20 protein-coding genes are annotated in these 20,809 nt (G+C 70.8%); 1 reads left to right on the top strand and 19 read right to left on the bottom strand.

Annotated features, from left to right (window positions below; all coding sequences use genetic code 11):
* Window positions 1–60 precede the first annotated feature (60 nt).
* The 4 genes from VGN45_RS04370 to coaBC form a co-directional block, all read right to left on the bottom strand.
* Entirely contained in the window at window positions 61–1,563 is a 1,503-nt protein-coding gene (locus VGN45_RS04370; protein WP_327459739.1) for a CoA-acylating methylmalonate-semialdehyde dehydrogenase, read from the bottom strand.
* A gap of 282 nt (window positions 1,564–1,845) precedes the next feature.
* Complete coding sequence (locus VGN45_RS04365; RefSeq protein ID WP_327459737.1) at window positions 1,846–2,208, bottom strand: hypothetical protein; 363 nt, start codon at window positions 2,206–2,208, stop codon at window positions 1,846–1,848.
* 70 nt (window positions 2,209–2,278) lie between these two features.
* Window positions 2,279–2,728, bottom strand: coding sequence for a dUTP diphosphatase (gene dut, locus VGN45_RS04360; protein WP_327459735.1), 450 nt, complete (start codon window positions 2,726–2,728; stop codon window positions 2,279–2,281).
* Complete coding sequence (gene coaBC / locus VGN45_RS04355) at window positions 2,725–3,957, bottom strand: bifunctional phosphopantothenoylcysteine decarboxylase/phosphopantothenate--cysteine ligase CoaBC (protein ID WP_327459733.1); 1,233 nt, start codon at window positions 3,955–3,957, stop codon at window positions 2,725–2,727. The genes dut and coaBC overlap by 4 nt, the downstream gene beginning before the upstream one ends.
* 102 nt (window positions 3,958–4,059) lie before the next feature.
* On the opposite strand from coaBC, the gene VGN45_RS04350 reads away from it, so the two are divergent.
* A complete protein-coding gene (locus VGN45_RS04350) occupies window positions 4,060–4,566 on the top strand; it encodes an S-type pyocin family protein (RefSeq protein WP_327459731.1) in 507 nt (168 codons plus the stop codon).
* A gap of 5 nt (window positions 4,567–4,571) precedes the next feature.
* On the opposite strand, the gene VGN45_RS04345 is transcribed toward VGN45_RS04350, so the two are convergent.
* The 15 genes from VGN45_RS04345 to VGN45_RS04275 all read right to left on the bottom strand — a co-directional run bounded on the left by VGN45_RS04345 (window position 4,572) and on the right by VGN45_RS04275 (window position 20,725).
* Window positions 4,572–4,979 (bottom strand): helix-turn-helix transcriptional regulator, encoded by a 408-nt coding sequence (locus tag VGN45_RS04345; RefSeq protein WP_327459729.1) that lies wholly within the window; start codon window positions 4,977–4,979, stop codon window positions 4,572–4,574.
* A gap of 110 nt (window positions 4,980–5,089) precedes the next feature.
* On the bottom strand, window positions 5,090–6,658 hold the full coding sequence (gene lnt, locus VGN45_RS04340; protein WP_327460178.1) for an apolipoprotein N-acyltransferase: 1,569 nt from the start codon (window positions 6,656–6,658) through the stop codon (window positions 5,090–5,092).
* Window positions 6,659–6,690: 32 nt separating this feature from the next.
* On the bottom strand, window positions 6,691–7,152 hold the full coding sequence (gene ybeY / locus VGN45_RS04335; RefSeq protein ID WP_327459726.1) for an rRNA maturation RNase YbeY: 462 nt from the start codon (window positions 7,150–7,152) through the stop codon (window positions 6,691–6,693).
* Window positions 7,149–8,141 (bottom strand): PhoH family protein, encoded by a 993-nt coding sequence (locus VGN45_RS04330; protein ID WP_327459724.1) that lies wholly within the window; start codon window positions 8,139–8,141, stop codon window positions 7,149–7,151. The genes ybeY and VGN45_RS04330 overlap by 4 nt, the downstream gene beginning before the upstream one ends.
* Window positions 8,142–8,143: 2 nt before the next feature.
* The gene (gene miaB, locus VGN45_RS04325) at window positions 8,144–9,571 is read right to left on the bottom strand and encodes a tRNA (N6-isopentenyl adenosine(37)-C2)-methylthiotransferase MiaB (protein ID WP_327459722.1); all 1,428 of its coding nucleotides are present in this window, start codon (window positions 9,569–9,571) and stop codon (window positions 8,144–8,146) included.
* A gap of 42 nt (window positions 9,572–9,613) precedes the next feature.
* Entirely contained in the window at window positions 9,614–10,081 is a 468-nt protein-coding gene (locus tag VGN45_RS04320; RefSeq protein WP_327459720.1) for a Fur family transcriptional regulator, read from the bottom strand.
* Window positions 10,082–10,110: 29 nt separating this feature from the next.
* A complete protein-coding gene (locus VGN45_RS04315) occupies window positions 10,111–10,536 on the bottom strand; it encodes a GNAT family N-acetyltransferase (RefSeq protein ID WP_327459718.1) in 426 nt (141 codons plus the stop codon).
* Window positions 10,533–11,210, bottom strand: a complete 678-nt coding sequence (gene tsaB, locus VGN45_RS04310) for a tRNA (adenosine(37)-N6)-threonylcarbamoyltransferase complex dimerization subunit type 1 TsaB (protein ID WP_327459716.1) — start codon at window positions 11,208–11,210, stop codon at window positions 10,533–10,535. Before tsaB ends, VGN45_RS04315 begins: the two co-directional genes overlap by 4 nt.
* Before the next feature lie 16 nt (window positions 11,211–11,226).
* Complete coding sequence (locus VGN45_RS04305) at window positions 11,227–11,568, bottom strand: helix-turn-helix transcriptional regulator (RefSeq protein ID WP_327459714.1); 342 nt, start codon at window positions 11,566–11,568, stop codon at window positions 11,227–11,229.
* Window positions 11,569–11,637: 69 nt separating this feature from the next.
* On the bottom strand, window positions 11,638–12,243 hold the full coding sequence (locus VGN45_RS04300; RefSeq protein WP_327459712.1) for a helix-turn-helix transcriptional regulator: 606 nt from the start codon (window positions 12,241–12,243) through the stop codon (window positions 11,638–11,640).
* 43 nt (window positions 12,244–12,286) lie between these two features.
* Complete coding sequence (locus tag VGN45_RS04295; RefSeq protein WP_327459710.1) at window positions 12,287–12,850, bottom strand: NifU family protein; 564 nt, start codon at window positions 12,848–12,850, stop codon at window positions 12,287–12,289.
* 81 nt (window positions 12,851–12,931) lie between these two features.
* On the bottom strand, window positions 12,932–13,390 hold the full coding sequence (locus tag VGN45_RS04290) for a universal stress protein (RefSeq protein ID WP_327459707.1): 459 nt from the start codon (window positions 13,388–13,390) through the stop codon (window positions 12,932–12,934).
* A 13-nt stretch (window positions 13,391–13,403) separates the two neighbouring features.
* A complete protein-coding gene (locus tag VGN45_RS04285) occupies window positions 13,404–18,311 on the bottom strand; it encodes an NAD-glutamate dehydrogenase (RefSeq protein ID WP_414643385.1) in 4,908 nt (1,635 codons plus the stop codon).
* Window positions 18,312–18,453: 142 nt separating this feature from the next.
* The gene (locus VGN45_RS04280; protein WP_327459705.1) at window positions 18,454–19,287 is read right to left on the bottom strand and encodes an outer membrane protein; all 834 of its coding nucleotides are present in this window, start codon (window positions 19,285–19,287) and stop codon (window positions 18,454–18,456) included.
* Window positions 19,288–19,585: 298 nt separating this feature from the next.
* Complete coding sequence (locus VGN45_RS04275; protein WP_327459703.1) at window positions 19,586–20,725, bottom strand: AI-2E family transporter; 1,140 nt, start codon at window positions 20,723–20,725, stop codon at window positions 19,586–19,588.
* Window positions 20,726–20,809 lie beyond the last annotated feature (84 nt).

The following is a 20,809-nucleotide window of genomic DNA, read 5'->3' as shown; positions in this document are numbered from 1 at the left end:
GGCTTACCATCGAACGTCGGTCGGAAACATGACGCGGGGGACACGCCTCCGCGCCTTGCCTCACCGCATCGTCGGGATGACGAAGGCGCTGTCGGCGTGTTCCAGCGCGCTGTCGGGCCAGCGGGCGGTGACGGTCTTGGTCTTGGTCCAGAACCGCAGGCCTTCCATGCCGTGCTGGTTGATGTCGCCGAAGGCCGAGCGCTTCCAGCCGCCGAAGGTGTGATAGGCGACCGGCACCGGGATCGGCACGTTGATGCCGACCATGCCGACGTTGACCCGGGCGGCGAAGTCGCGCGCCGCGCGGCCGTTCTGGGTGAAGATGGCGACGCCGTTTCCGTACTGGTGCTTCGACGGCAGGCTGAGCGCCTCCTCGAAGGTGTCGGCGCGCACGATCTGCAGCACGGGGCCGAAGATCTCTTCCTGATAGGACGACATGTCCGGCGTCACGCGATCGAACAGCGACGGGCCGATGAAATAGCCCTTCTCGTGCCCCTGCAGGCTGAAGTCGCGGCCGTCGACGACCAGTTCGGCGCCTTCCTGGACGCCCTTCTCGATCCAGCCGGCCACGCGCTCGCGGTGCTGGGCGGTGACGACGGGTCCGTAGTGGGCCTCGGCGTCGGTGGAGACGCCGACCTTCAGCGTGCGCATCTCCGCCACCATCCGCTCGCGCAGGTCGTCGGCGGTCTTCTGGCCGACCGGAACGACGACGGGCAGGGCCATGCATCGCTCGCCGGCCGAGCCGAAGGCGGCGCCGGCCAGATCCTTGACCACCTGGTCCATGTCGGCGTCGGGCAGGACGACGCCGTGGTTCTTGGCGCCGCCCATGGCCTGGACGCGCTTATGGTTGGCCGCCCCGGTCTGATAGACGTAGTGGGCGATGTCGGACGAGCCGACGAAGCTGATCGCGTGGACCAGCGGGTGCGTCAGAAGGCCGTCGACGGCGGTCTTGTCGCCGTGGACGACGTTCAGAACCCCGGCGGGGGCGCCCGCCTCCATCATCAGCTCGGCCAGACGGACGGGCACCGACGGATCGCGCTCGGACGGCTTCAGCACGAAGGTGTTGCCGACCGCGATGGCCATGCCGAACATCCACATCGGGATCATGGCGGGGAAGTTGAACGGGGTGATGCCCGCGACGACGCCCAGCGGCTGGCGCATCGAATAGACGTCGATGCCGGGGCCGGCGCCCCAGGTGTATTCGCCCTTGAGCGCATGCGGGATGCCGCAGGCGAACTCGATGACCTCAAGCCCGCGCTGGATGTCGCCCTTGGAGTCCGCGATGACCTTGCCGTGCTCGCTGGACAGCAGCTCGGCCAGCTCGTTCATGTTGGCCTCGACCAGGCGCTTGAACTCGAACAGGACGCGGGCGCGGCGCTGCGGATTGGTCGAGGACCAGCCCTCGAAGGCGTTCTGGGCAGCCTGGACCGCGCGATCGACTTCCGACGCGGTGGCCAGCTGGACGCGGGCCTGAACCTCGCCGGTGTTGGGGTTCATCACGTCGCCGAAGCGCCCCGAGGCCCCCGTGAAGGCGGCGCCGTCGATGAAGTGCGTGATGTCGCGCATGGGCAGGCTTTTCCTCAAGAAACTGACGCGCGCGGTTTAGCCCCTGGCGACCGACCACGCCACCCTGAGCGCGAGGTTGGGGCCTGTTGGTTCATCACGAAGGACACGAAGAGGGCACGAAGAACACCAAGGGTTCGGCGACCGAAGCCGCGCGCAGCGCCTTCACGTCCGACGTCCCCGAGTTGGAATGCCTGCGGCGCCTTGCCCTCGGTCTCTTCGTGTCCTTGGTGGTCCCTTGGTGTCCTTTGTGATGAACCAGCGACCCGCGCGTTCACACGCGGCTCAGTGAGCGTGCGCGCGGCGACCGCCCAGGCCGGGGATCAGGCTCTTGATCAGGAAGAAGACGGCGATCACGACCGCGAAGCCCAGGAACAGGGCCAGCGCCGTCATCCAGAAGCCCAGCGTCATGATCGGCGGCAGGGCGAAGGCCGCGCCGTCCAGCACCGGCCGCAGCACCTGTACGATCAGATGCACCACCGTGGCCCCGGCCGCCGTGGCCCACAGGGCGCGCCACGCCGGCATCATCAGGGCTGCGACCAGGGCGATGATCAGGCCGACGACCTGGTTCACGCCGTCGAAGCCCGCCTGGGCCAGGGCCCACAGGCCCATCAGAAAACCGCTGATCGCGTCGATCAGGGACTCCATGTCCTCGCTCCGTTCCAGACCGGCCAAGCTTGGCCGCCGGTTGGGTTAACGCGGTTCGCCCGGCAAAGGTTCAGCGTCCGGTCGAGCCGAAGCCTCCGACCCCGCGAGCCGTCTCGTCCAGAGCCTCGACCTCGATCGGCGCCGCCTGCACGAACGGCGCGACGACCATCTGGGCGATGCGCTCGCCACGCGCGATCACGAAGCTCTCGCGGCCGTGGTTGATCAGGATGACGCCGACCTCGCCGCGATAGTCGGCGTCGATCGTGCCCGGGCTGTTCAGGCAGGTGATCCCGTGCTTGAGCGCAAGGCCGGAGCGCGGCCGGACCTGCGCCTCAAATCCCGGCTCCAGCGCGATCTGCAGGCCGGTGGGGATCAGGGCCCGGTCGCCGGGGGCCAGGGTCACGGGCGCGTCCGCCGGCACGGCGGCCCTCAGGTCCATGCCGGCCGACTGGGCCGTCTCATAGGCGGGCAGGGCCAGGCCTTCGGCGTGCGGCAGGCGGCGGACGCGCAGGGTCGTCATTCGGACTCCATGAAATGCTCTGCGATGCGGGCGGCCAGCGTCCGGGCGATCTCGGCCTTGGACCGTCGGTCGAGACTTTCCATCGACCCGTCCGCGCGGATCAGGGTGACGGCGTTGGCCTCGGCCCCGAAGACGTCGGCGGAGACGTCGTTGGCCACGATCCAGTCGCAGCCCTTGCGCGACAGCTTGGCCTTCGCCAGCGCGACCAGATCGCCGGTCTCGGCCGCGAACCCGACGACCAGTTTCGGCCGGCGCGGCCCCTTGCGCGAGGTTTCGGCCAGAATGTCCGGGTTCTCGATCAGGCTGAGCTTGGGCGCGCCGCCGGGGGCCTTCTTGATCTTGCCGGTGGCGACGCCGTCGACGCGCCAGTCGGCCACGGCGGCGGACATCACCGCCACGTCGGCCGGCAGGGCCGCCTGAACCGCCGCGCGCATCTGCTCGGCGGTCTCGACCCAAACCCGCGTCACGCCCGCCGGCGCCTCCAGCCCCACGGGGCCAGACACCAGCGTCACCTCCGCGCCGAGTTCGGCCAGGGCCCGGGCGACGGCATAGCCCTGCTTGCCCGAGGACCGGTTGGTCAGGCCGCGGACGGGGTCGATCGGTTCGAACGTCGGCCCGGCGGTGACCACGACGCGGCGGCCGGACAGGGGGCGGCCGTCGGGGCCGTCCAGCAGGGCCATGGCGGCTTCCAGAATCGCGGGCGGCTCAGCCATGCGGCCGGGGCCGAACTCCCCGCAGGCCATCTCGCCCTCGTCCGGGCCGACCAAGGCGACGCCGTGCAGACCGTCGAAGCCCTTCAGCCGCGCCACGTTCGCCTGCACGGCCGGATGGGTCCACATGCGCACGTTCATGGCCGGCGCCATCAGCACGCGCTTGTCGGTGGCCATCAGCGTGGTCGAGGCCAGGTCGTCGGCCATCCCGTTCGCCGCCTTGGCGATCAGCCCCGCGGTCGCCGGCGCCACGACCACCAGATCGGCCCAGCGAGACAGCTCGATGTGGCCCATGGCGGTCTCGTCGTCGGGGCTGAACAGGGACTGGCGCACCGGTCGCCCCGTCAGGGCCGCCAGCGACAGCGGGGTGACGAACTCCTCGCCCGCCTTCGTAAGGATCGCCTGGGCCTCGACGCCGGCTTTCGCGAACAGGCGCACCAGCTCCAGCGACTTGTACGCCGCGATGCCGCCGCCGACGATCAGCAGCACGCGACGGGGCCGGGCGAGGGTGAAAGTCATGGCCTCTCCATAGCGGTCGGCGGCGGCCCGCGAAATGGAACATTGCAAGAACAGAATTCCTGTGCCACGAGTCCGATCGCGGGTATCTCAACGGAGGGTTGGATGAAACGGCATCTCATTCTGGTCGGCGTCGTCGGGGCGCTGGGGGCGCTGGCGGGCTGCGACGACGGGGCGTCGGCGGTCGAGACGCGGGATCGGGTCGAAGGCTCGGCCGGCGGCGCGGTCCAGACGGCCGCGGCCATGGCCGACGACGCGCCGACCGAGACGGTGGCCAAGGTCGAGGCGGCGCCGCTGACGGCGAACCGGCGCGAGACCGTCGACGCCAAGGTGCAGCGTCTGTACGAGCGCAACGGGGCGGACTTCGGGGCGCGGTCGGCCGAGGACTATCTGGCCAAGGTGACCGCCTTCACCCGCAATCCGCCGCGCGACGTGGAGCGGGCGGAGCGGCCGAACGGCGACGTTCTGCTCTATCAGGCGTCCAGCAACACCTTCGCCGTGGTGGACCGAAACGGGTCGGCGCGGACGATGTTCAAGCCGCGCGAAGGCTCCGACTACTGGGAGAAGGAGAAGGCCGCCGCGCCGACGTTCGGACGGCGCCGGGCCGACTGAGCCGGTCAGTCGTCCTTGGCGGCGTGCAGGGCCCGGATCAGGTCCAAAGCCAGCTTCTGCTTCTGCGGCGACAGCTTGGGAGCCAGGCGGGCGATCTCCACTGACTGGCGGGTGGCGGGGTAGTCGTGATCGAAGCCGGCCGCGTCTTCCGCCATGCCCGGCTGGGCGTCGCCCAGCCCCTGGAAGAAGTAGGCGATCTCGGTCTGGAAGAAGCGCGAGATTTCGAACAGTTTCGACGCCGAGATGCGGTTCGTGCCCTTTTCGTACTTCTGAATCTGCTGGAAGGTCACGCCCACCGCGCGACCCAGATCGCTTTGGTTATAGCCCAGCGCGATGCGCTTCTCGCACACGCGCCTGCCGACGTGGCGATCCACCGGATGCGGACCGTCTTCGATCACCTTGCCTCGCGCCATAGAGTCCTCCACGGCCTGTCGCCGCCCCATATCGCTGAAATGCGCCCGTCACGCTGGCGTGTCACGGGAAAAAATTTCGCCTTCTGTACGAGAACGGACGGAATTCGCGGTCAGCGGGAAACTTCCTCGCGGCGGCGACGCGCCATGACCGTCCCGACCAGGCAGATCATGATTCCGGCCAGCCACGGCAGGTCGCCGACCCGGGCATAGGGCGTGGTCGTCAGGGCCTGCGGCAAGGCCGCGTCGATGACGCCGCTTTCGCCCGGATCCAGCCGCTTGTCGCCGACGATCCGGCCCCACGGATCGATGACCGCCGACGTGCCCGTGGGCGTGGCGCGCACGACCGGCAGGCCCGTCTCGATCGCCCGGTAGGAGGCCAGATTCAGGTGCTGCAACGGACCCGAGGTGCGCCCGAACCAAGCGTCGTTCGACACGTTGGCGATCCACTTCACGTCGGCGCCGCGCCCCACGAAGCCGGGAAACAGGCTTTCGTAGCAGATCAGGGGCTGGACGGTCGGCAGGCCGGCGAGCTCCAGCGGTCTCGGACGCGGCCCTGCGGTGAAGTCGGCCGGCACGTGCACCAGGCTGCGCACGCCCAGCCGGCTCATCAGCGCGCCCGCGGGCAGGAACTCGCCGAACGGCACCAGGCGGTACTTGTCGTAGACGGCCTCGATCCGCATGCCGTCGCGCCCCGGAAGGCGGCGCAGGGCGATCAGGCTGTTGAAATAGCGACCGCCGGTTTCGGCCTCCGGGTCCGGCTCGCCCCGGCTGAGCCCCGCCAGCAGGGTCTGTCCGGGCTGCAGAGCGGCGGCGATGGCCCCCGCCTCCCAGGCGCCCTCGGCCAGGACGGCGTTGGCGGTGTTGGGCAGGGCGCCCTCGGGCCAGACCACCACGTCCGGCACGCGCGGGCCCGGCCGGGCGGTCAGGGCGACGTAGCGCTGGACGATGTCGCGGTAGGCTTCGGGCGACCACTTGGATTCCTGATCGACGTCCGCCTGGACCACCCGGACGATGGTTCCGGTCGATCGCACCTCGGCCCCCGACAGCCTGATCGCGCCGCCGACGAACAGGACGATGAGCGCCGCCGCGCCCGCCATCGCCGCACCGATGCGGCCCTTGCGCGTCCCGCCGCCCACGACCATCGGCGCGAAAGCGCAGACGGCCAGCACGGTGATCAGTCCCAACCCGTAAACGCCGACCACGGCGGCGAACTGGGACGGGGCGGATCCGGCCTCCCACCCGGCGCCCGCCGGGTTCCAGGGAAAGCCCGTCAGCACGTGGCCGCGCAGCCACTCCATTCCACTGAAGAACGCCGCAAAGGCCAACACGCGGGCCACGCCGGCGGGAGCAAGGCGGCGATGCAGAGCCGTCGCGGCCCCCCAGAACAGGCCCAGACCCGAGGGCAGCAGGCTGGCGGCGAAGGGGGCCATCCACGCCTGCGCCGGATTGACCAGAAACGCCTCGGCCACCCACCAGCAGCCGACGCCGAAATAGGAGAAGCCCGCCAGCCACCCCGTCCAGAAGCCGCCGCGCACGGTCCGCGACCGTTCGGCCAGCACCATCAGCAGCGGGTAGCCGATCAGGCCGGGCAAAAAGCCGAACGGCGGATGCACCACGGCGGTCAGGACGCCGGCCAGAAGCGCCAACACGATGCGCAGCGCCCAGCCCCAGCGTCGCAGCGCGGGTCTGTCGGTCGGGGCGGCGGGATCGGTCACGTCTGGCTCGTCTCGGCACGATAGGGATCGGGAATCCCCAGCCCTGCAAGGATCGTGCGCTCCTCGGCCTCCATGGCCTCGGCCTCGGCGTCGTCCATGTGATCGCGCCCCAGCAGGTGGAGCACGCCGTGGACGATCAGGTGGCCCAGATGGTCGCCGATCGGCTTTCCCTGAGCCTCCGCCTCGCCCAGGCAGGTCTCCCACGCCAGCGACAGGTCGCCCAGGTGCGGCCGAGCGCTGTCCGGCGCCGGGAAGCTGAGCACGTTGGTCGAGCCGGTGCGGCCCCGGAAGCGCGCGTTCAGCTCGGCCTGCGCCGCGTCGTCGGTCAGCAGCACGGTCAGGGCGCCCGGTTCGGCTCCCAAGGCCGCCGTCGCCGCCCGGATGACCAAGGCTTCGACGTCGGCGACGCCGCGCCAGTCCCCGGCCTCGACCTCGACGTCGATCCGGCCGTCGCTCATTGGGCGTCCTCGCCCCGGCCGCGCGCGGCGTCGGCGTCGTAGGCGCGCACGATGCGCTCGACCATGGCGTGACGCACCACGTCCTGGGCCTGGAACCTCTGCACGCCGATGCCCTGGACGCCCTCGAGGATGCGCAGGGCGTGGGCCAGGCCGGAATCGCGGGTGTTGACCAGATCGATCTGGCTGGGGTCGCCGGTCACCACCATGCGCGCGCCCTCGCCCAGACGGGTCAGGACCATCTTCATCTGCAATCGGGTCAGGTTCTGCGCCTCGTCGGCGATGACGAAGGCGTGGCTGAGCGTGCGGCCGCGCATGAAGGCGATCGGCGCGGCCTCGATCTCGCCCTTGTCGCGGCGGCGGCGCACGTCGTCGGCGCCCAGGATGTCGTTCAGCGCCTCCCAGATCGGCGCCAGATACGGATCGACCTTCTCGTTCAGGTCGCCGGGCAGGAATCCCAGCTTCTCGCCCGCCTCCACCGCCGGCCGGGTGACCACCAGCCGGTCCACCTCGCCACGACGCAGCAGCGAGGCGCCGTAGGCGGCGGCCAGGAAGGTCTTGCCCGTGCCCGCCGGCCCGACGCCGAAGGTCACCTCGCAGCGCCCCAGCATCGACATGTACTCGGCCTGGGCCGCCGTCTTGGGCGCGATCGCCCCGCGCCGTCCGACGGGCAGGGAGACGGCCGCGGCCGCCGCGACGTCCGACTTGCGGCCGCCCTCGGGCCGGGGCGCGCTGACGGCGGCGCCCAGGGCGGTGCGCACGTCCGCCTCGGTGATCTCGGCGCCCGTCTCGGCGCGGTCGGCCAGGGTCTGGATGACGCGCTTCGCCTGCGCCCGGTCGCGCGGTGAGCCGTTGACCGTCACGCCGCCCCCGGGCGCTTCGACCAGCACCTTGAAGGCCGTCTCGATCAGCGCCAGGTGCCGGCTGCCCGGCCCCACGACGGCGCGCAGGGCGTCGTCGCCCAGCGCCAGGAATTCGGTGTCTCGGGCCAAGGTCAGGCGGCTCCCCTCGCGCGGACCGGCTCGGCCCCGGGCGTCGAAACGTGGCCCTCGGCGATCAGTTCGCCGGTCAGGCTGTTCTGCTGTCCCTTCAGGATGCGCACGGGCACGACCCGGCCGATCAGGTGATCGGCGTCCTCGACGTGCACCGACTGCAGGTACGGCGACCGGCCGATGGCCTGCCTGCCGTGCCGCCCTTTTCGTTCGAACAGCACGGGCAGCACCCTGCCCGCCTGCGACGCGTTGAACGCCACCTGCTGCTCGGTCAGCAGGGCCTGGAGCGCGTGCAGGCGCGCGCGGGAGACCTCGTCGGGCACCTGGGCCGCCATGGTGGCGGCGGGCGTGCCGGGGCGCGGCGAGTACATGAAGGAGAAGGCGCTCGCGTAGCCGACGCGCCGGACCAGATCCATCGTGTCGTCGAAGTCCCGGTCGGTCTCGCCGGGGAAGCCGACGATGAAGTCGCCCGACAGCGCCAGATCCGGCCGCGCCTCACGGATGCGGTCGATCAGGTCGAAGTATTTCTGACGCCCGTGCTTGCGGTTCATCAGGCGCAGGATGCGATCCGACCCCGACTGCACCGGCAGGTGCAGATAGGGCATCAGCTGCGGCAGGTCGCGGTGGGCGGCGATCAGGTCGTCGGTGAAGTCGTTGGGATGGCTGGTGGTGTAGCGGATGCGGTCCAGCCCGGGGATCGCGGCCAGTTCAAAGGCCAGCCGCGCGAGGCTGGACGGCGCGCCGTCGGCGCCCACGCCGTCATAGGCATTCACGTTCTGGCCCAGCAGGGTGACCTCGCGCACGCCGCGCGCGGCCAGCTCCCGCGCCTCGGCCACCACCGCCGCGACCGGGCGCGACCATTCGGCGCCGCGCGTGTAGGGCACCACGCAGAAGGTGCAGAACTTGTCGCAGCCCTCCTGCACCGTCAGGAAGGCGGTCACGCCGTCGACGCCGCGGGTCTTCGGCAGAGCGTCGAACTTGTCGTCGGGGGCGAAGTCCGCGCCGATCCGCTCGCCGCGCGCCCGCGCCGTGCGGGTCAGGAGCTCCGGCAGCTGGTGATAGGCCTGGGGGCCGACGACCAGATCGACCGCCGGCTGGCGCTTCATGATCTCCTCGCCCTCGGCCTGGGCGACGCAGCCGGCCACGGCGATGGTCATGGCGCCACGACCGTTCTGGGCCTTCTCCTCCTTCAGCATCCGCAGCTTTCCGAGCTCGGAATAGACCTTCTCCGCAGCCTTTTCGCGGATGTGGCAGGTGTTCAGGATGACGAAATCGGCGTCCTCCACCGTTTCCGTCGGCGCATAGCCCAGCGGGCGCAGGACGTCGGCCATGCGCTCGGAGTCGTAGACGTTCATCTGGCAGCCGTAGGTCTTGATGAACAGGCGCTTGGGCGCCGGCTCGACCTGAGGCGGGACGACGGTTTCGGTCATCAGCGGCTTATGATCGCCGCACGTGGCGACGGCAAGGCGGGGTCAGGCGTCGACCCGCGCGGCGTGGCGCTTGTAGATCAGGCCCTCGCGCGCCTCGGGCGACGCCCCGGGAATGGGTTTGCCGTACAGTTCCAGCTTGTGACCGACCAGTTCGAAGCCCAGGCGCTGGGCGATCTCGGTCTTCAGGCGCTCGATCTCGGCGTCGAAGAACTCGATGACCTCGCCTGTCTTGGTGTCGATCAGATGGTCGTGGTGGTCGTCGCCGGCCTCTTCATAGCGGCTGCGCCCGTCGCCGAAGTCGTGCTTCTCGACCACGCCCGCCTCTTCGAACAGGCGCACGGTGCGATAGACGGTGGCGATGGAGATGTGCGGATCGATGGCCGAGGCGCGACGATACAGCTCCTCGACGTCCGGATGGTCTTCGGCGTTCGACAGCACCCGCGCGACCACGCGCCGCTGGTCGGTCATGCGCATGCCGCGCTCGGCGCAGAGTTTCTCGATCCGGTCCATGGGCGATGAGAATAGGGCCCGGCGACGGCCTAGGGAAGCGGTCCGGGCAAGTTGAGAACGAGAAGCAGGGCGTCGACGGGAGCCCCGTCCGGACGGGCGTAGTAGCACGGGCGCCGGCCCGCCCGCTCGAAGCCCAGGCCCGCATAGAGGCCTCGTGCGGCGGCGTTGTCCTCGGCCACTTCCAGAAAGATCCGGGCGGCGCCCTGGGCGGCGGCGCCCGCGGCGGCGGCGCGCATCAACCGCCGGGCCACGCCGCGACGGCGCGCGGCGGGCCGGACGGCGAGGGTCAGCACCTCGGCCTCGTCGCCGGCGACCTGAAGCAGGGCGAACCCGTCCGCCTCGACCCGCAACACGACGCCCGGTCTTTCGATGAAGGCCTTGAGCGCCACGGCGCTCCAGGGCGCGTCGAACGCCTCGGCGTGGATCGCGGCCAGCGCCTCGACGTCCGGCGTCATGCGCGGGCCGGGCGGGGTTGGCCGGGCAGCCGGGTCGGCGGCGTCGCATCGGGTGCGCGCAGATACTGCGGACGCGGCGCGTCGGGCGCGCCTTGGGCCAAGCCGGCGGCGGTCAGCCGGATCATGGCCTCGGCGGTGGGCCCGTCCAGCGGCGCCGGAGTCCAGCCGGGCGTCGCCTCGGCCGCGAGCGCGGCGCCGGTTCCGACCAGTCGGCCGGGGCCGCCGGCTGCCGACAGCCGGCCCGACAGTTGCGCCAGAGGCGTCGCCGTCGCCGCGTCCAGGATCCCGCCCGCGCCGTCGAACAGGCGGGCGTAGACCTGACCCCGGCGGGCGTCGATCACGGCGGCGACGGGCCGGCCGTCCGGCGCGATCGAGGCGGCGAGGGCGTCCAGCGTCGACAGCCCGACGACCGGTCGGCTCAGAGCAGCGCCCAGGCCTTGGGCGAAGGCCAGGCCGACGCGAAGGCCCGTGAACGAGCCCGGCCCGACCGTCACCCCCACGCCGTCCAGATCGGTGAAGGCGAGCCCGGCCTCGGCCATGACCGCCCGGGCCAGGGGAGCCAGCGCCTCCTGATGGCCTCGGGTCATGGGTTCGCTGCGCGCGACCGTCCGCGCACCGTCCCAAGCGGCGGCGGTGCACCGACCCAGCGCCGTGTCGACGACGAGCAGATTCATTCGGGAACCTGTGCGGTCAGGCGGCCAGCGTCGCCGCCAGCCCGATCAGCGCCGCCCGAACCGCAGGGTCCGGAATGCGCGCCGCCAGCCGGTCGAACACGATCCCGTCCGCCTCCGGCCTCGAAGTCGGGGCGGACGGCCCCAACAGATCGGCCGCCGGCGCGCCCAGAGCCGTGGCCAGAATCACCAGCCGCGAGGCCGGAATGCGGTTCGTCCCCGCCTCGTACTTGGCCAGCTGCTGCACGCTGACGCCGGCGATGGCGGCGATCTGCGCCCGCGTCAGACCCAGCGCGGTGCGACGGGCCGCCAGCCTCGCGCCCAGGGCCCGATCCGCCTCCGTGCTGTCTCGCGCGCTCATGAGCCGCCCCTTCATCGCCTTCACGACGAAGATGTTTCACGCCCGCGCCGATATTGCAACGAAAAGGTTTCATGCGTCGCGTCTGGCGACGACCGAAGCGATGCGCGCCACCGTGACACGCGCCAGTCTGACTGTGGCCGAGAGGCCTCCGGAGCCCCCCCGGAGGTGCAACAGGTCCGCGTCCGCGCCGTCGAACAGCCAGACGGACACGGAGCCGTCCAGACCTTCCACCACGCAACCCTGGCCACGGCGGGGAAACCGATCGGGATCGTACTCCACCACCGTGCCTGCGGCGGCCCACGGGTCCAGCGAGTCGTCCGTGAGCACGAGGTGAAGGGTCGCCTGTGAAGACGAAATGGGACCGGACGCGAAATCGCGAGAGGTCGCCTCCATTCCCATCGGCTTTTCCGGCGCCTGGGGCGCTTCGCCGACGGCGGCAAGAGCCAGGGCCTCGGGATCGGCGCCGAGGGCGGCGGTCAGGCGACGCTGGACGTCGGGGCGGAAGAGGCCGGGCCGCTTGCCGGATTCATACAGGCCCCAGCCCTGACCCGTCATGCCCGCCCGCGCCCCGGCCTCGGCCTGGTTCAGACCGGCCTCTCGGCGCAGACGCGCCAAGGCCTCTCCCAGCCGCCGGGCTTCTTCCGCCGCCCGTTCGTCGCCTCGAAATCCCGCCATTCTTCGATCATGCCGCGCGTCGGGGCGCGACGGAAGCGTTTCGTCAGAGCGCGGCCTCGACGGACGTCACCTCCGGCACGTAGTGACGCATCATCTGCTCGACCCCGGCCTTCAGCGTGGCGGTCGAGGACGGACAGCCGGCGCAGGCGCCGCGCATGCGCAGGGTCAACACTCCCGTTTCACGATCGAAGGCGTCGAACAGGATGTCGCCCCCGTCCTGGGCCACCGCCGGGCGCACGCGAGAGTCGAGCAAAGCCTTGATCTCCGTGACGATCTCGTCGTCGAGATCCGACGCGGCGTGACCGGCGCCGGTCTCGCCGTCCCGCATCAACGGCGCACCCGAAACGAAATGGTCCATAAGGGTCGTCAGGACGTGCGGGCGCAGCTGGACCCAGTCCGGCCCGTCCGGGGCGCGGGTCACCGCCACGTGGTCCGGACCGAAGAAGACGCCGGTCACGCCGTGCAGGCCGAACAGGGCATGGGCCAGGGGCGAGGCGGCGGCCGACGCCGCATCGTCGAAAGCGACCCCGGCGCCCTCGGCCACCACGCGGCCCGGCAGGAATTTCAGCGCGTCCGGGTTCGGAGTCGGTTCGGTCTGGATGAACATGGGACCGAGATGCGCCCTCCCCGTCGCCTACGCAAGCCGCCCTCAAGCGGTGAGCCGCCAGCGGCGAGCGCCAGGGCGGCATCAAGCCAGGTCTTCGACGTCCCTGTCGCTCAGCTCCCCCGGCACGATGGTCACCGGCAGCTTGCGTCCGCCCAGGCCCTTGATCGCGGCGGTGACCAGGGGGCCGGGCCCCCGACCGCCGACGCTGGAGGCCAGGACCAGGATCTTGATCTCCGGATCCTGCTCGACCGCGCGGCGGATCGCCTCGACCGGCTCGCCCTCCTCGATCAGGAATTGCGGGGCCGCGCCCGAGCGCTCCTGCGCCTCCTGCCCCAGCCGGTTCAGCAGGCGCTCGGCCTCCTCGCGCAGCTCGCGCTGTATTTCGTCGCGCACGCCGCTCCAGTGAGCGTCGGACCCGCTGGGGATCACCCGCAGCAAAGCCACGCGCCCGCCCGTCGACCGGGCGCGCCGCGAGGCGTAGCGAAGCGCCGCGTCGAACTCCGGGCTTTCGTCGGCGACGACCAGAAATTTGCGCGGCACGGCTCCCTCCCCGTCAGCCCGCCGTGGCGGCGATCTCTCGGATCGTCGAATTGGCGATGGTCAACTTGGCGAAGGTCCAGCCGGCGCCCGAGGCCTCGATCTCGTCCACCGAGGCGCGCACGCCCTCGACGATCGAAAGCCGCGGTCCGATCCAGGCGTCGACGGCCTTCTCGGCGGCAAGCTCGTCCTTGCCGCACGAGGCGTCCGAGGACTTGGCCACCGCGCGGGTCAGCACCAGCTGTTCGGCCTTCAGGTCCTGGACCAGACGGCGCACCGCCATCCGATCGAAGCGGTCCTGGGACGGCACGCCGCCGGCGGCCGCGCGCAGGCGGTCGAAGTCGAAGGCGGCGCCGACCTGATGGTACAGTCGGGCCATCGAGGCCGCGTCCCAGCCGGCCTCCCGGGCCAGATCGCCGACGTCGGCGGTCGCCACGGTCGGCCGCAGCATCGCCACAGAGCGGGCCAGATCGTCCGGAGCGCCGACGGCGCGGAAGGCGTCGATACGGGCCTGAAGCCGCGCCTGCTCGAAGCGCGACAGCACCTCGCCGCCGTGCGGCCGCAGGGCGTCGGCCACGGGCTGATAGGCGTCGATCAAGCCCTGGACCGAGCTGCCGGCCCGAGCGGCGCGCCGGGTCAGCCAGAAGGTCTGGCGGCGCATGACCAGGGCGATCTCGCGATAGAGCGCGGTCTGGGCCTCGGCCGGGGTCTTGAGATCCAGCGCCGACACCTCGGCCCAGGCCTCGTCGAGGCGGAAGATGCGGCGCGCCGCGGCGAAGGCCAGGACCATCGGACCGGCCCCCGTCTCGGCGCTCTGGCGCAGGCGGAGAGGGAAGGTGGCGCCGCAGGCGTTCACGATGTCGTTGGCGAGCACGGTCGAGATGATCTCGCGCCGCAGCCGGTGGCCCTTCATCTCCGCCTCGAACCCATGCAGGGCGGCGGGGAAGTAGCCGACCAGGGTCTTGAAGAAAAAGGGGTCGTCCGGGGCCTCGGACGCCACGATCTCGTCGAACAGCTCGATCTTGGAATAGGCGGTCAGCACGGCCAGTTCCGGCCGGGTCAGGGCCGAGCCGGTGGCCTTGAGCTCCGCCAGCTTCAGGTCGTCGGGCAGGCCCTCGACCTTGCGGTCCAGCCGGCCCTTGGCTCCCAGGGCCTGCATGAAGGCCTGCTGGGCGTCCAGGGCGTCGGTCCCCTCGGCCTGTTGCAGCGTCAGGGCCAGGGTCTGGTCATAGTTGTGCCTCAGCACCTTCAGCCCGACCTCTTCGGTCATGGAGGCCAGCAGAGCGTCGCGATCCTCCGGCTTCAGCGCGCCGGACATGATCGCCGAGCCCGTCAGGATCTTGATGTTCACCTCGTGGTCCGAGGTGTCCACCCCGGCCGAGTTGTCGATGGCGTCCGTGTTGATCCGACCGCCGCCCGATCCGCGTCCGCTCAGGGCGAAATGGATGCGGCCCGCCTGGGTCAGACCCAGATTGGCGCCCTCGCCGACCACCTTCACGCGCAGGTCGCCGCCGTCGATGCGCAGGGCGTCGTTGGCCTTGTCGCCGGCCTGGGCGTCGGTTTCGTGAGGAGCCTTCACATAGGTGCCGATGCCGCCGAGATAGAGCAGTTCGGCCGGCGCCTTCAGAATCGCCCTCATCAGCGACGGCGGGTCCAGCGCCTCGTCCTCGACGCCCAGCAGGGCCCGGACCTCGGGCGAGAGCGGGATGGACTTGTCGCCGCGCGAGAAGACGCCGCCGCCCTTCGAGATCTTCGACCTGTCGTAGTCCTGCCAAGACGAGCGCGTCAGCTGGAACATGCGGTTCCGCTCGGCCCAGCTCAGGGCCGGGTCGGGGTCCGGGTCCAGGAATATGTCCCTGTGGTCGAAAGCGGCGACCAGTTTCGTGGCCTTCGACAGCAGCATGCCGTTGCCGAAGACGTCACCCGACATGTCGCCGACGCCGACCGCCGTGAACGGCTCGGTCTGAATGTCCTTGCCCATCTCGCGGAAGTGGCGCTTGACCGCCTCCCACGCGCCGCGGGCAGTGATGCCCATGGCCTTGTGGTCGTAGCCGACCGAGCCCCCGGACGCGAAGGCGTCGCCCAGCCAGAAGCCGTATTGCGCCGACACCCCGTTGGCGATGTCGGAGAAGGTCGCCGTGCCCTTGTCGGCGGCGACGACCAGATAGGGATCGTCGTCTTCCCAGGCGACGACGTTCGCGGGCCGGACCACCGCGCCGTCGGCGGCGATGTTGTCGGTGACGTCCAGCAGTCCGGACAGGAAGGTCTTGTAGGCGCGGATCGCCTCGGATTGCTGGGCGTCGCGGTCGGCGCCGGCGCGGACCATGGCGGTCAGGTTCTTGGGATAGAAGCCGCCCTTGGAGCCGACGGGCACGATGACGGCGTTCTTGACCTGCTGCGCCTTCACCAGGCCCAGCACCTCGGTGCGGAAGTCGTCGCGTCGGTCCGACCAGCGCAGGCCGCCGCGCGCCACGGGCCCGAAGCGCAGGTGCACGCCCTCGACGTGCGGCGCCCAGACGAAGATTTCGCGGTGCGGCTTGGGCAGGGGCAGGTCGTCCAGCTCACGAGAGGCGATCTTGATGGAGATGTGCGGCTTCGGCGCGCCGTCCGCCTCGGTCTGGAAGAAGTTGGTGCGCTTGATCGCGCCGATCAGCGCCGCCATGCGACGCAGGGCCCTGTCGTGGTCCAGGCTCTTCACCGCCTGAAGCAGGTCCGCCATGCGGGCGTTCAGCCGGTCCACCTCGGCCTGACGGGCCGCGACGTCGCCGCGCGAGGGATCGAACCTGGCGAGGAACAGCTCCAGCAGGGTCCGCGCCGCGTCCGGGTAGAGGATCAACGCCTCTTCCTGCACCGCCTGGCTGGGATCCAGACCGCTCTGCTGGCGATAGCGGGCCAGGACGCGGATCAGGGCGGCCTCGCGCCACCCCACGCCCAGTTCCAGCACCAGCCGGTTGAAGCCGTCGCTTTCGGTCAGGCCGTTCCACACGGCCTGAACCGCCGCCTCGAACGGGCCGGCCACGGCGTCGAAGCTCAGGGCCTCGCCGCGCGGGTCCTCAAGCAGGAACTCGTGGACGTGGACCGACTCGTCGCCCAGCGGCATCACGGCGTGGCCCCATTCCTCCAGCGTCTTCAGCCCCATGTCCGCAAGGATGGGCAGGACGTCGGACAGGGGCACGGCCCCGCCGCGACGGTACAGCTTGAAGCGGAACTGCAGGGCGGTGTCGCCCGGATTGCGGAAGGCGCGTACGCCCACCGGTTCGCCGCCGCCCACGGCGCCGTCCTCGTTCAGCCGGTCGAAGGCATGAAGATCCCGAACGGCCTCCGCCGCGTCGTAACGGTCGCGATAACCGGCCCCGAAGGCGTCGGCCCAGCGTTCGCTGAGCGGGCCCACGCCGACGTCGTCGACCGAGGCGGCGCGCAGGGCGGCTTCGAACCGGTCCTTCCAACCCCGCCCCGCCTCGGCGATCCGGGCTTCCAGGTCCGCCGCGTCGGGCGTCGGGTGGTCGCCGGGCGTCACGCCGATGATGTAGTGGATCCGGACCAGCGGATTGTCGGACAGCTCCGGATACCAGGCCGACAGGCGCCCGCCCCAGGCCTCGGCCAGGATGCGGCCGATGCGCTCGCGCACCGAGGCGTGGAACCGGTCGCGGGGGATGAAGACCAGCACGGAGACGAAGCGGTCGAAGGGATCCTTGCGCGTGAAGCTGCGTATGCGGGGTCGATCCTGCAGGTGCAGGATGCCGAGCGCGATCTCCAGCAGCTCGTCCTCGCGGATCTGGAACAGCTCGTCGCGCGGATAGGTCTCGAGGATGTTCTTCAACCGCTTGTGGCTGTGGCTGCCTTCGACCTTGGCGGCGCGGGCCAGGGCGTTCATGACCTTGCGCCGGATCAGCGGAACCTCCGAGGTCTGCCGGTCATAGGCCTCGGCGGTGAACAGGCCGACGAAGCGGGTCTCGCCCGACGGACGACCCTCGGCGTCGAAGCGCTTGACCCCGACGTAGTCCATGTAGGCGCGGCGATGCACGCGCGACCGCGCGTTGGCCTTCGCCACGGTGACCGGGTCCGACAGGTCGATCTGGCGCTTCATCGCCCCGGTCAGCACCGCCGGCTCGTTCGTCCGGCGCAGCACGGTGCGCTCCGGGTCGCGCAGGACGCCCAGTCCCTCGCGCGACTGCGACAGGGGGGCCTCGGCCTGGTAGGCGCCGGCGGCGTCGCGCGGATAGTCGTAGTCGCGCGCGCCCAGGAAGACGAAGTGGTCGGCGTTCAGCCACTCCAGAAAGGCGATGGACTCCGTCGCCAGTTCCGGGTCGACGCCTTTCGGCCCGGCGCGCAGATGATCGATGGCCCGGCTCATCGCCGCATTCATCGCGCCGTGGTCGCCCACGGCGAGACGCACGTCCTCCAGCGTCGTCGTCAGTCCTTGCCGCAAGGCCTCGCGACGTTCGTTCGGCAGGGGATCGACGACCACCACGATGACGGATTCCCGGGTCGCCCCGGCGGTCCGCGCGCCCTTGCCGTCGCGGGCGGCCGGAACCACGGGATGGAACATGGCGCGCACCGAGACGCCGGCGTCGGCCAGCTCGCCCATGACGCTGTCGACCAGGAAGGGGCCGTCGTCCTGGATGACGTGGATCAGGTCGAAGCCGCCGGGCCGGCCGTCGGCCCCGGCCATGGGCCCGATCTCGACGCGCGGGGCTTCGCCCGCCCGGCGCACCGCGGTCGCGGTCCAGACGCCGGCCAGAACGGCTCCCAGATCGGCCAGGGCGATCTCCGGCGTCTCGTCCGCCGACCAGTCGTCCAGGGCCTGACGCAGGAACTCCCGTTCCAGGGGCCCGACCGCGCCGCCGCCGGCCCGGGTGAAGTCGCCCGCCAGCGCCTCCATCCGATGGGCGGACGTCGGGGCGGCTTCGGCTTGGGCGGCCATGGGGGCTCTCTTGTCGGACGCGGTCCTCCCGACCGCACTTTCGCCGATGGTTAGTGCGGGCGTCGTCAAAGGGGAAGGCCGGAAAAGACAAGACGCCGGCTTCGCTTCGGAAGCCGGCGTCCCGTCGTGACCCGAGGGGTCTTCAGTAGCGGACGTTGAAGCCCAGCCGGAAGGCGTGGAACTTGAAGTCCTCGTTCGACCGGGTGATGTCCGTACCCGCCGTGTTCGGGGCGAGGATGAAGGGATTGGTGGGGCCCGCCGTGCCCGGGCCGGCGCGCACGACGTAGTCGCCGGCCTCCAGATCGGTGTAGAGATATTCGCCGACCAAGGTCAGGTTGGGCGCCAGGCTCCACTCCATGCCGCCGCCGAACTGCGTGCCCTCGGCCCGCTCCTCGTCCACGCGCTCGACGAAGGAATTGGCGCCGTTGGTGGTGAAGAACTTGTTGTCGATCTGGCCGTAGGCGACGCCGCCGGTGGCATAGACCAGGGCCGGGCCGAAGGCGTAGCCGACCCGCCCGCGGAAGGCGGCCATCTGCTCCAGATTGCGGGTGAAGGCATAGTTTGCCGGCGTGGTGCTGAAGCCGGTCACGCTGTCCTCGGCGTCCACGGCCGAGACGTCCGCCACGGCGCCCACGACCCAGTTGCCGAACTGCATGTCGTAGCCGACGCGGGCGCCGCCCTCGACGCCGCCGTCGTCGCGGTCGCAACTGGTCGGCTGGGCGTTGCTGCCCTGGCCGGAGCAATAGCCGGGGCTGAAGGCGTCGCCGCCGGCGCTCAGAACGACGGTGTCGTCGAAGTCGCCGTCGAAGTCGCGGTCGAACACGAGGGTCTCGTTCTTGTCCTCGTCCGAATCCAGGAAGCCGCCGTGGATTCCGACGTAGAAGCCGCTCCAGTCCGGAGCGGCCTGGGCCAGGGCGGGGGTGGCGCCGGCGACGGCCAGAAGCGCGGCGGCGGCGACGGTGTGTCGAATGTTCATCGAAAACCTCAAATGCTGGACGCGTCGCCGCGTCGGGGTGTGGAAGCCCTCCCAGGGCGGATGAACGTCGCGTCTCGTCGGCCGTTCCGGCCGCGACCGCGCCGGCGCCCGTCTACGGCGCCGCTGTGTTCAAGAGGCAACAACCCAGAATGGCGAAAGGCCGCCGAAGCGAACTTCGGCGGCCTTTGCCGGGACGGCGCCGGGAGGGGGAGGGGAGGCGCCGGCCTGTCGATCGCCGCGGCTGGAGGGGGAGGGGGTCCGCGACGGTGATGCGGAAATGGGCACTCCGCGCCCGGGTTCAACCCTTTTCGGCGGCCTTGGAGGCCCGGCCGGGGCGCGGCGGGTTGTCGCGGGCCGCAGCGGCCTTCTGCTCCTCGTCGGCATAGGGCTCGCCGTCGCCGGACAGCAGGATGGCCATCCAGCGGCTGCCGCGGAACTCCGCCAGGATGGCCATGGCCATGACCGCCAGCGGGGTGGACAGGAACATCCCGACCACGCCCCAGATCTTGCCCCAGAAGGCCAGCGACAGCAGGACCACCACCGGGTCGATGTTCTGGTTGTCGCCCTGCATCCGCGGCTGGATCATGTTGCCGGAGATGAACAGGATCGCCTGCAGCCCTCCCAGCAGGATCAGCGCCGGCCAGTAGCTCTCGAACTGCACAAGGGCGAACAGCGGCGGCGCCAGCCCCGCGATGGCCCCGCCCAGAACCGGGATGAAGCCGACCACGAAGATGACGAAGGTCCAGAACTCGGCGTTCTGGAGCCCGACGGCCCGCATCAGCACCCAGGCGGCGGCGCAGATCATCAGGCCGGTGACCGTCTGGACCCACAGATAGCCCTCGACCCCGCCGCGGACGCGCTCGAACACCTCCATGGCCTCGGTGCGGGCCTTGCGCTCGGGGAACATGCCGACCAGCTTGCGCCGGAAGCCCCATTGCGACGCCAGAAGAAAGGCCAGGTAGATCAGGACGAAGACCGCGCCGGTCAGCACGCCCTGCGCCTGCACGGCCGCCTGGCCGATGTAGGATCGCAGGTCCAGCTGCGTCAGAAGCTCGGAGATCGTCGGCGGCTCGGCCTGACCGAACAGGGCCCAGGCGTCGGTCAGAATCTGATCCAGGCGGGGCCCGATCCGCGTCGACACGCCCGACGCCTCGCCGAAGAAGCCGATCGCGCCGTTCAGGATGAAGGCCACCGAGGCGAAGAAGCCGAGGATGACCAGGACCAGGGCCGTGACCCCCGCCCAGCGCGGCGACAGGCGGGCATGCCGCTCCAGCCAGCGCTGCATGCCGCCGATCATGATCAGAAGGAAGATGGCCATGGCCAGGGGCGTCAGGATGTCCCTCAGCCAGTAGACCGCCCAGCACCCGGCCACCGCGGCGATCACCACCAGGGCGTTTCTCGACACGGTCGAGGAGGGGATCACGGTCGGCGGCTTCATCGGCATATGGTCAAGGTCCGGACCGGCGGCGTCAACGGGCCTTGATCCCCGCTCCGCCCCGGTGAAGCATGAGCGCCGCCGATC

Origin of the sequence: Brevundimonas sp. (assembly GCF_035999125.1) — a bacterium.
In the GTDB taxonomy this organism is placed as follows: domain Bacteria; phylum Pseudomonadota; class Alphaproteobacteria; order Caulobacterales; family Caulobacteraceae; genus Brevundimonas.
This window is presented reverse-complemented; position numbering and strand designations above follow the sequence as displayed.

Excerpts from the sequence above, each read along its gene's own strand:
- ybeY (WP_327459726.1), bottom strand. The coding sequence starts at position 7,152 with ATGAGCGACGGCCGGATCGACGTCGAGGTCGAGGCCGGGGACTGGCGC.
- coaBC (WP_327459733.1), bottom strand. The coding sequence starts at position 3,957 with ATGACTTTCACCCTCGCCCGGCCCCGTCGCGTGCTGCTGATCGTCGGC.
- VGN45_RS04275 (WP_327459703.1), bottom strand. The coding sequence starts at position 20,725 with ATGAAGCCGCCGACCGTGATCCCCTCCTCGACCGTGTCGAGAAACGCC.
- VGN45_RS04350 (WP_327459731.1), top strand. The coding sequence starts at position 4,060 with ATGAAACGGCATCTCATTCTGGTCGGCGTCGTCGGGGCGCTGGGGGCG.
- VGN45_RS04320 (WP_327459720.1), bottom strand. The coding sequence starts at position 10,081 with ATGGACCGGATCGAGAAACTCTGCGCCGAGCGCGGCATGCGCATGACC.
- VGN45_RS04370 (WP_327459739.1), bottom strand. The coding sequence starts at position 1,563 with ATGCGCGACATCACGCACTTCATCGACGGCGCCGCCTTCACGGGGGCC.
- VGN45_RS04295 (WP_327459710.1), bottom strand. The coding sequence starts at position 12,850 with ATGTTCATCCAGACCGAACCGACTCCGAACCCGGACGCGCTGAAATTC.
- VGN45_RS04280 (WP_327459705.1), bottom strand. The coding sequence starts at position 19,287 with ATGAACATTCGACACACCGTCGCCGCCGCCGCGCTTCTGGCCGTCGCC.
- VGN45_RS04300 (WP_327459712.1), bottom strand. The coding sequence starts at position 12,243 with ATGGCGGGATTTCGAGGCGACGAACGGGCGGCGGAAGAAGCCCGGCGG.
- VGN45_RS04285 (WP_414643385.1), bottom strand. The coding sequence starts at position 18,311 with ATGGCCGCCCAAGCCGAAGCCGCCCCGACGTCCGCCCATCGGATGGAG.
- dut (WP_327459735.1), bottom strand. The coding sequence starts at position 2,728 with ATGACGACCCTGCGCGTCCGCCGCCTGCCGCACGCCGAAGGCCTGGCC.
- VGN45_RS04315 (WP_327459718.1), bottom strand. The coding sequence starts at position 10,536 with ATGACGCCGGACGTCGAGGCGCTGGCCGCGATCCACGCCGAGGCGTTC.
- VGN45_RS04305 (WP_327459714.1), bottom strand. The coding sequence starts at position 11,568 with ATGAGCGCGCGAGACAGCACGGAGGCGGATCGGGCCCTGGGCGCGAGG.
- VGN45_RS04365 (WP_327459737.1), bottom strand. The coding sequence starts at position 2,208 with ATGGAGTCCCTGATCGACGCGATCAGCGGTTTTCTGATGGGCCTGTGG.
- miaB (WP_327459722.1), bottom strand. The coding sequence starts at position 9,571 with ATGACCGAAACCGTCGTCCCGCCTCAGGTCGAGCCGGCGCCCAAGCGC.
- tsaB (WP_327459716.1), bottom strand. The coding sequence starts at position 11,210 with ATGAATCTGCTCGTCGTCGACACGGCGCTGGGTCGGTGCACCGCCGCC.
- VGN45_RS04345 (WP_327459729.1), bottom strand. The coding sequence starts at position 4,979 with ATGGCGCGAGGCAAGGTGATCGAAGACGGTCCGCATCCGGTGGATCGC.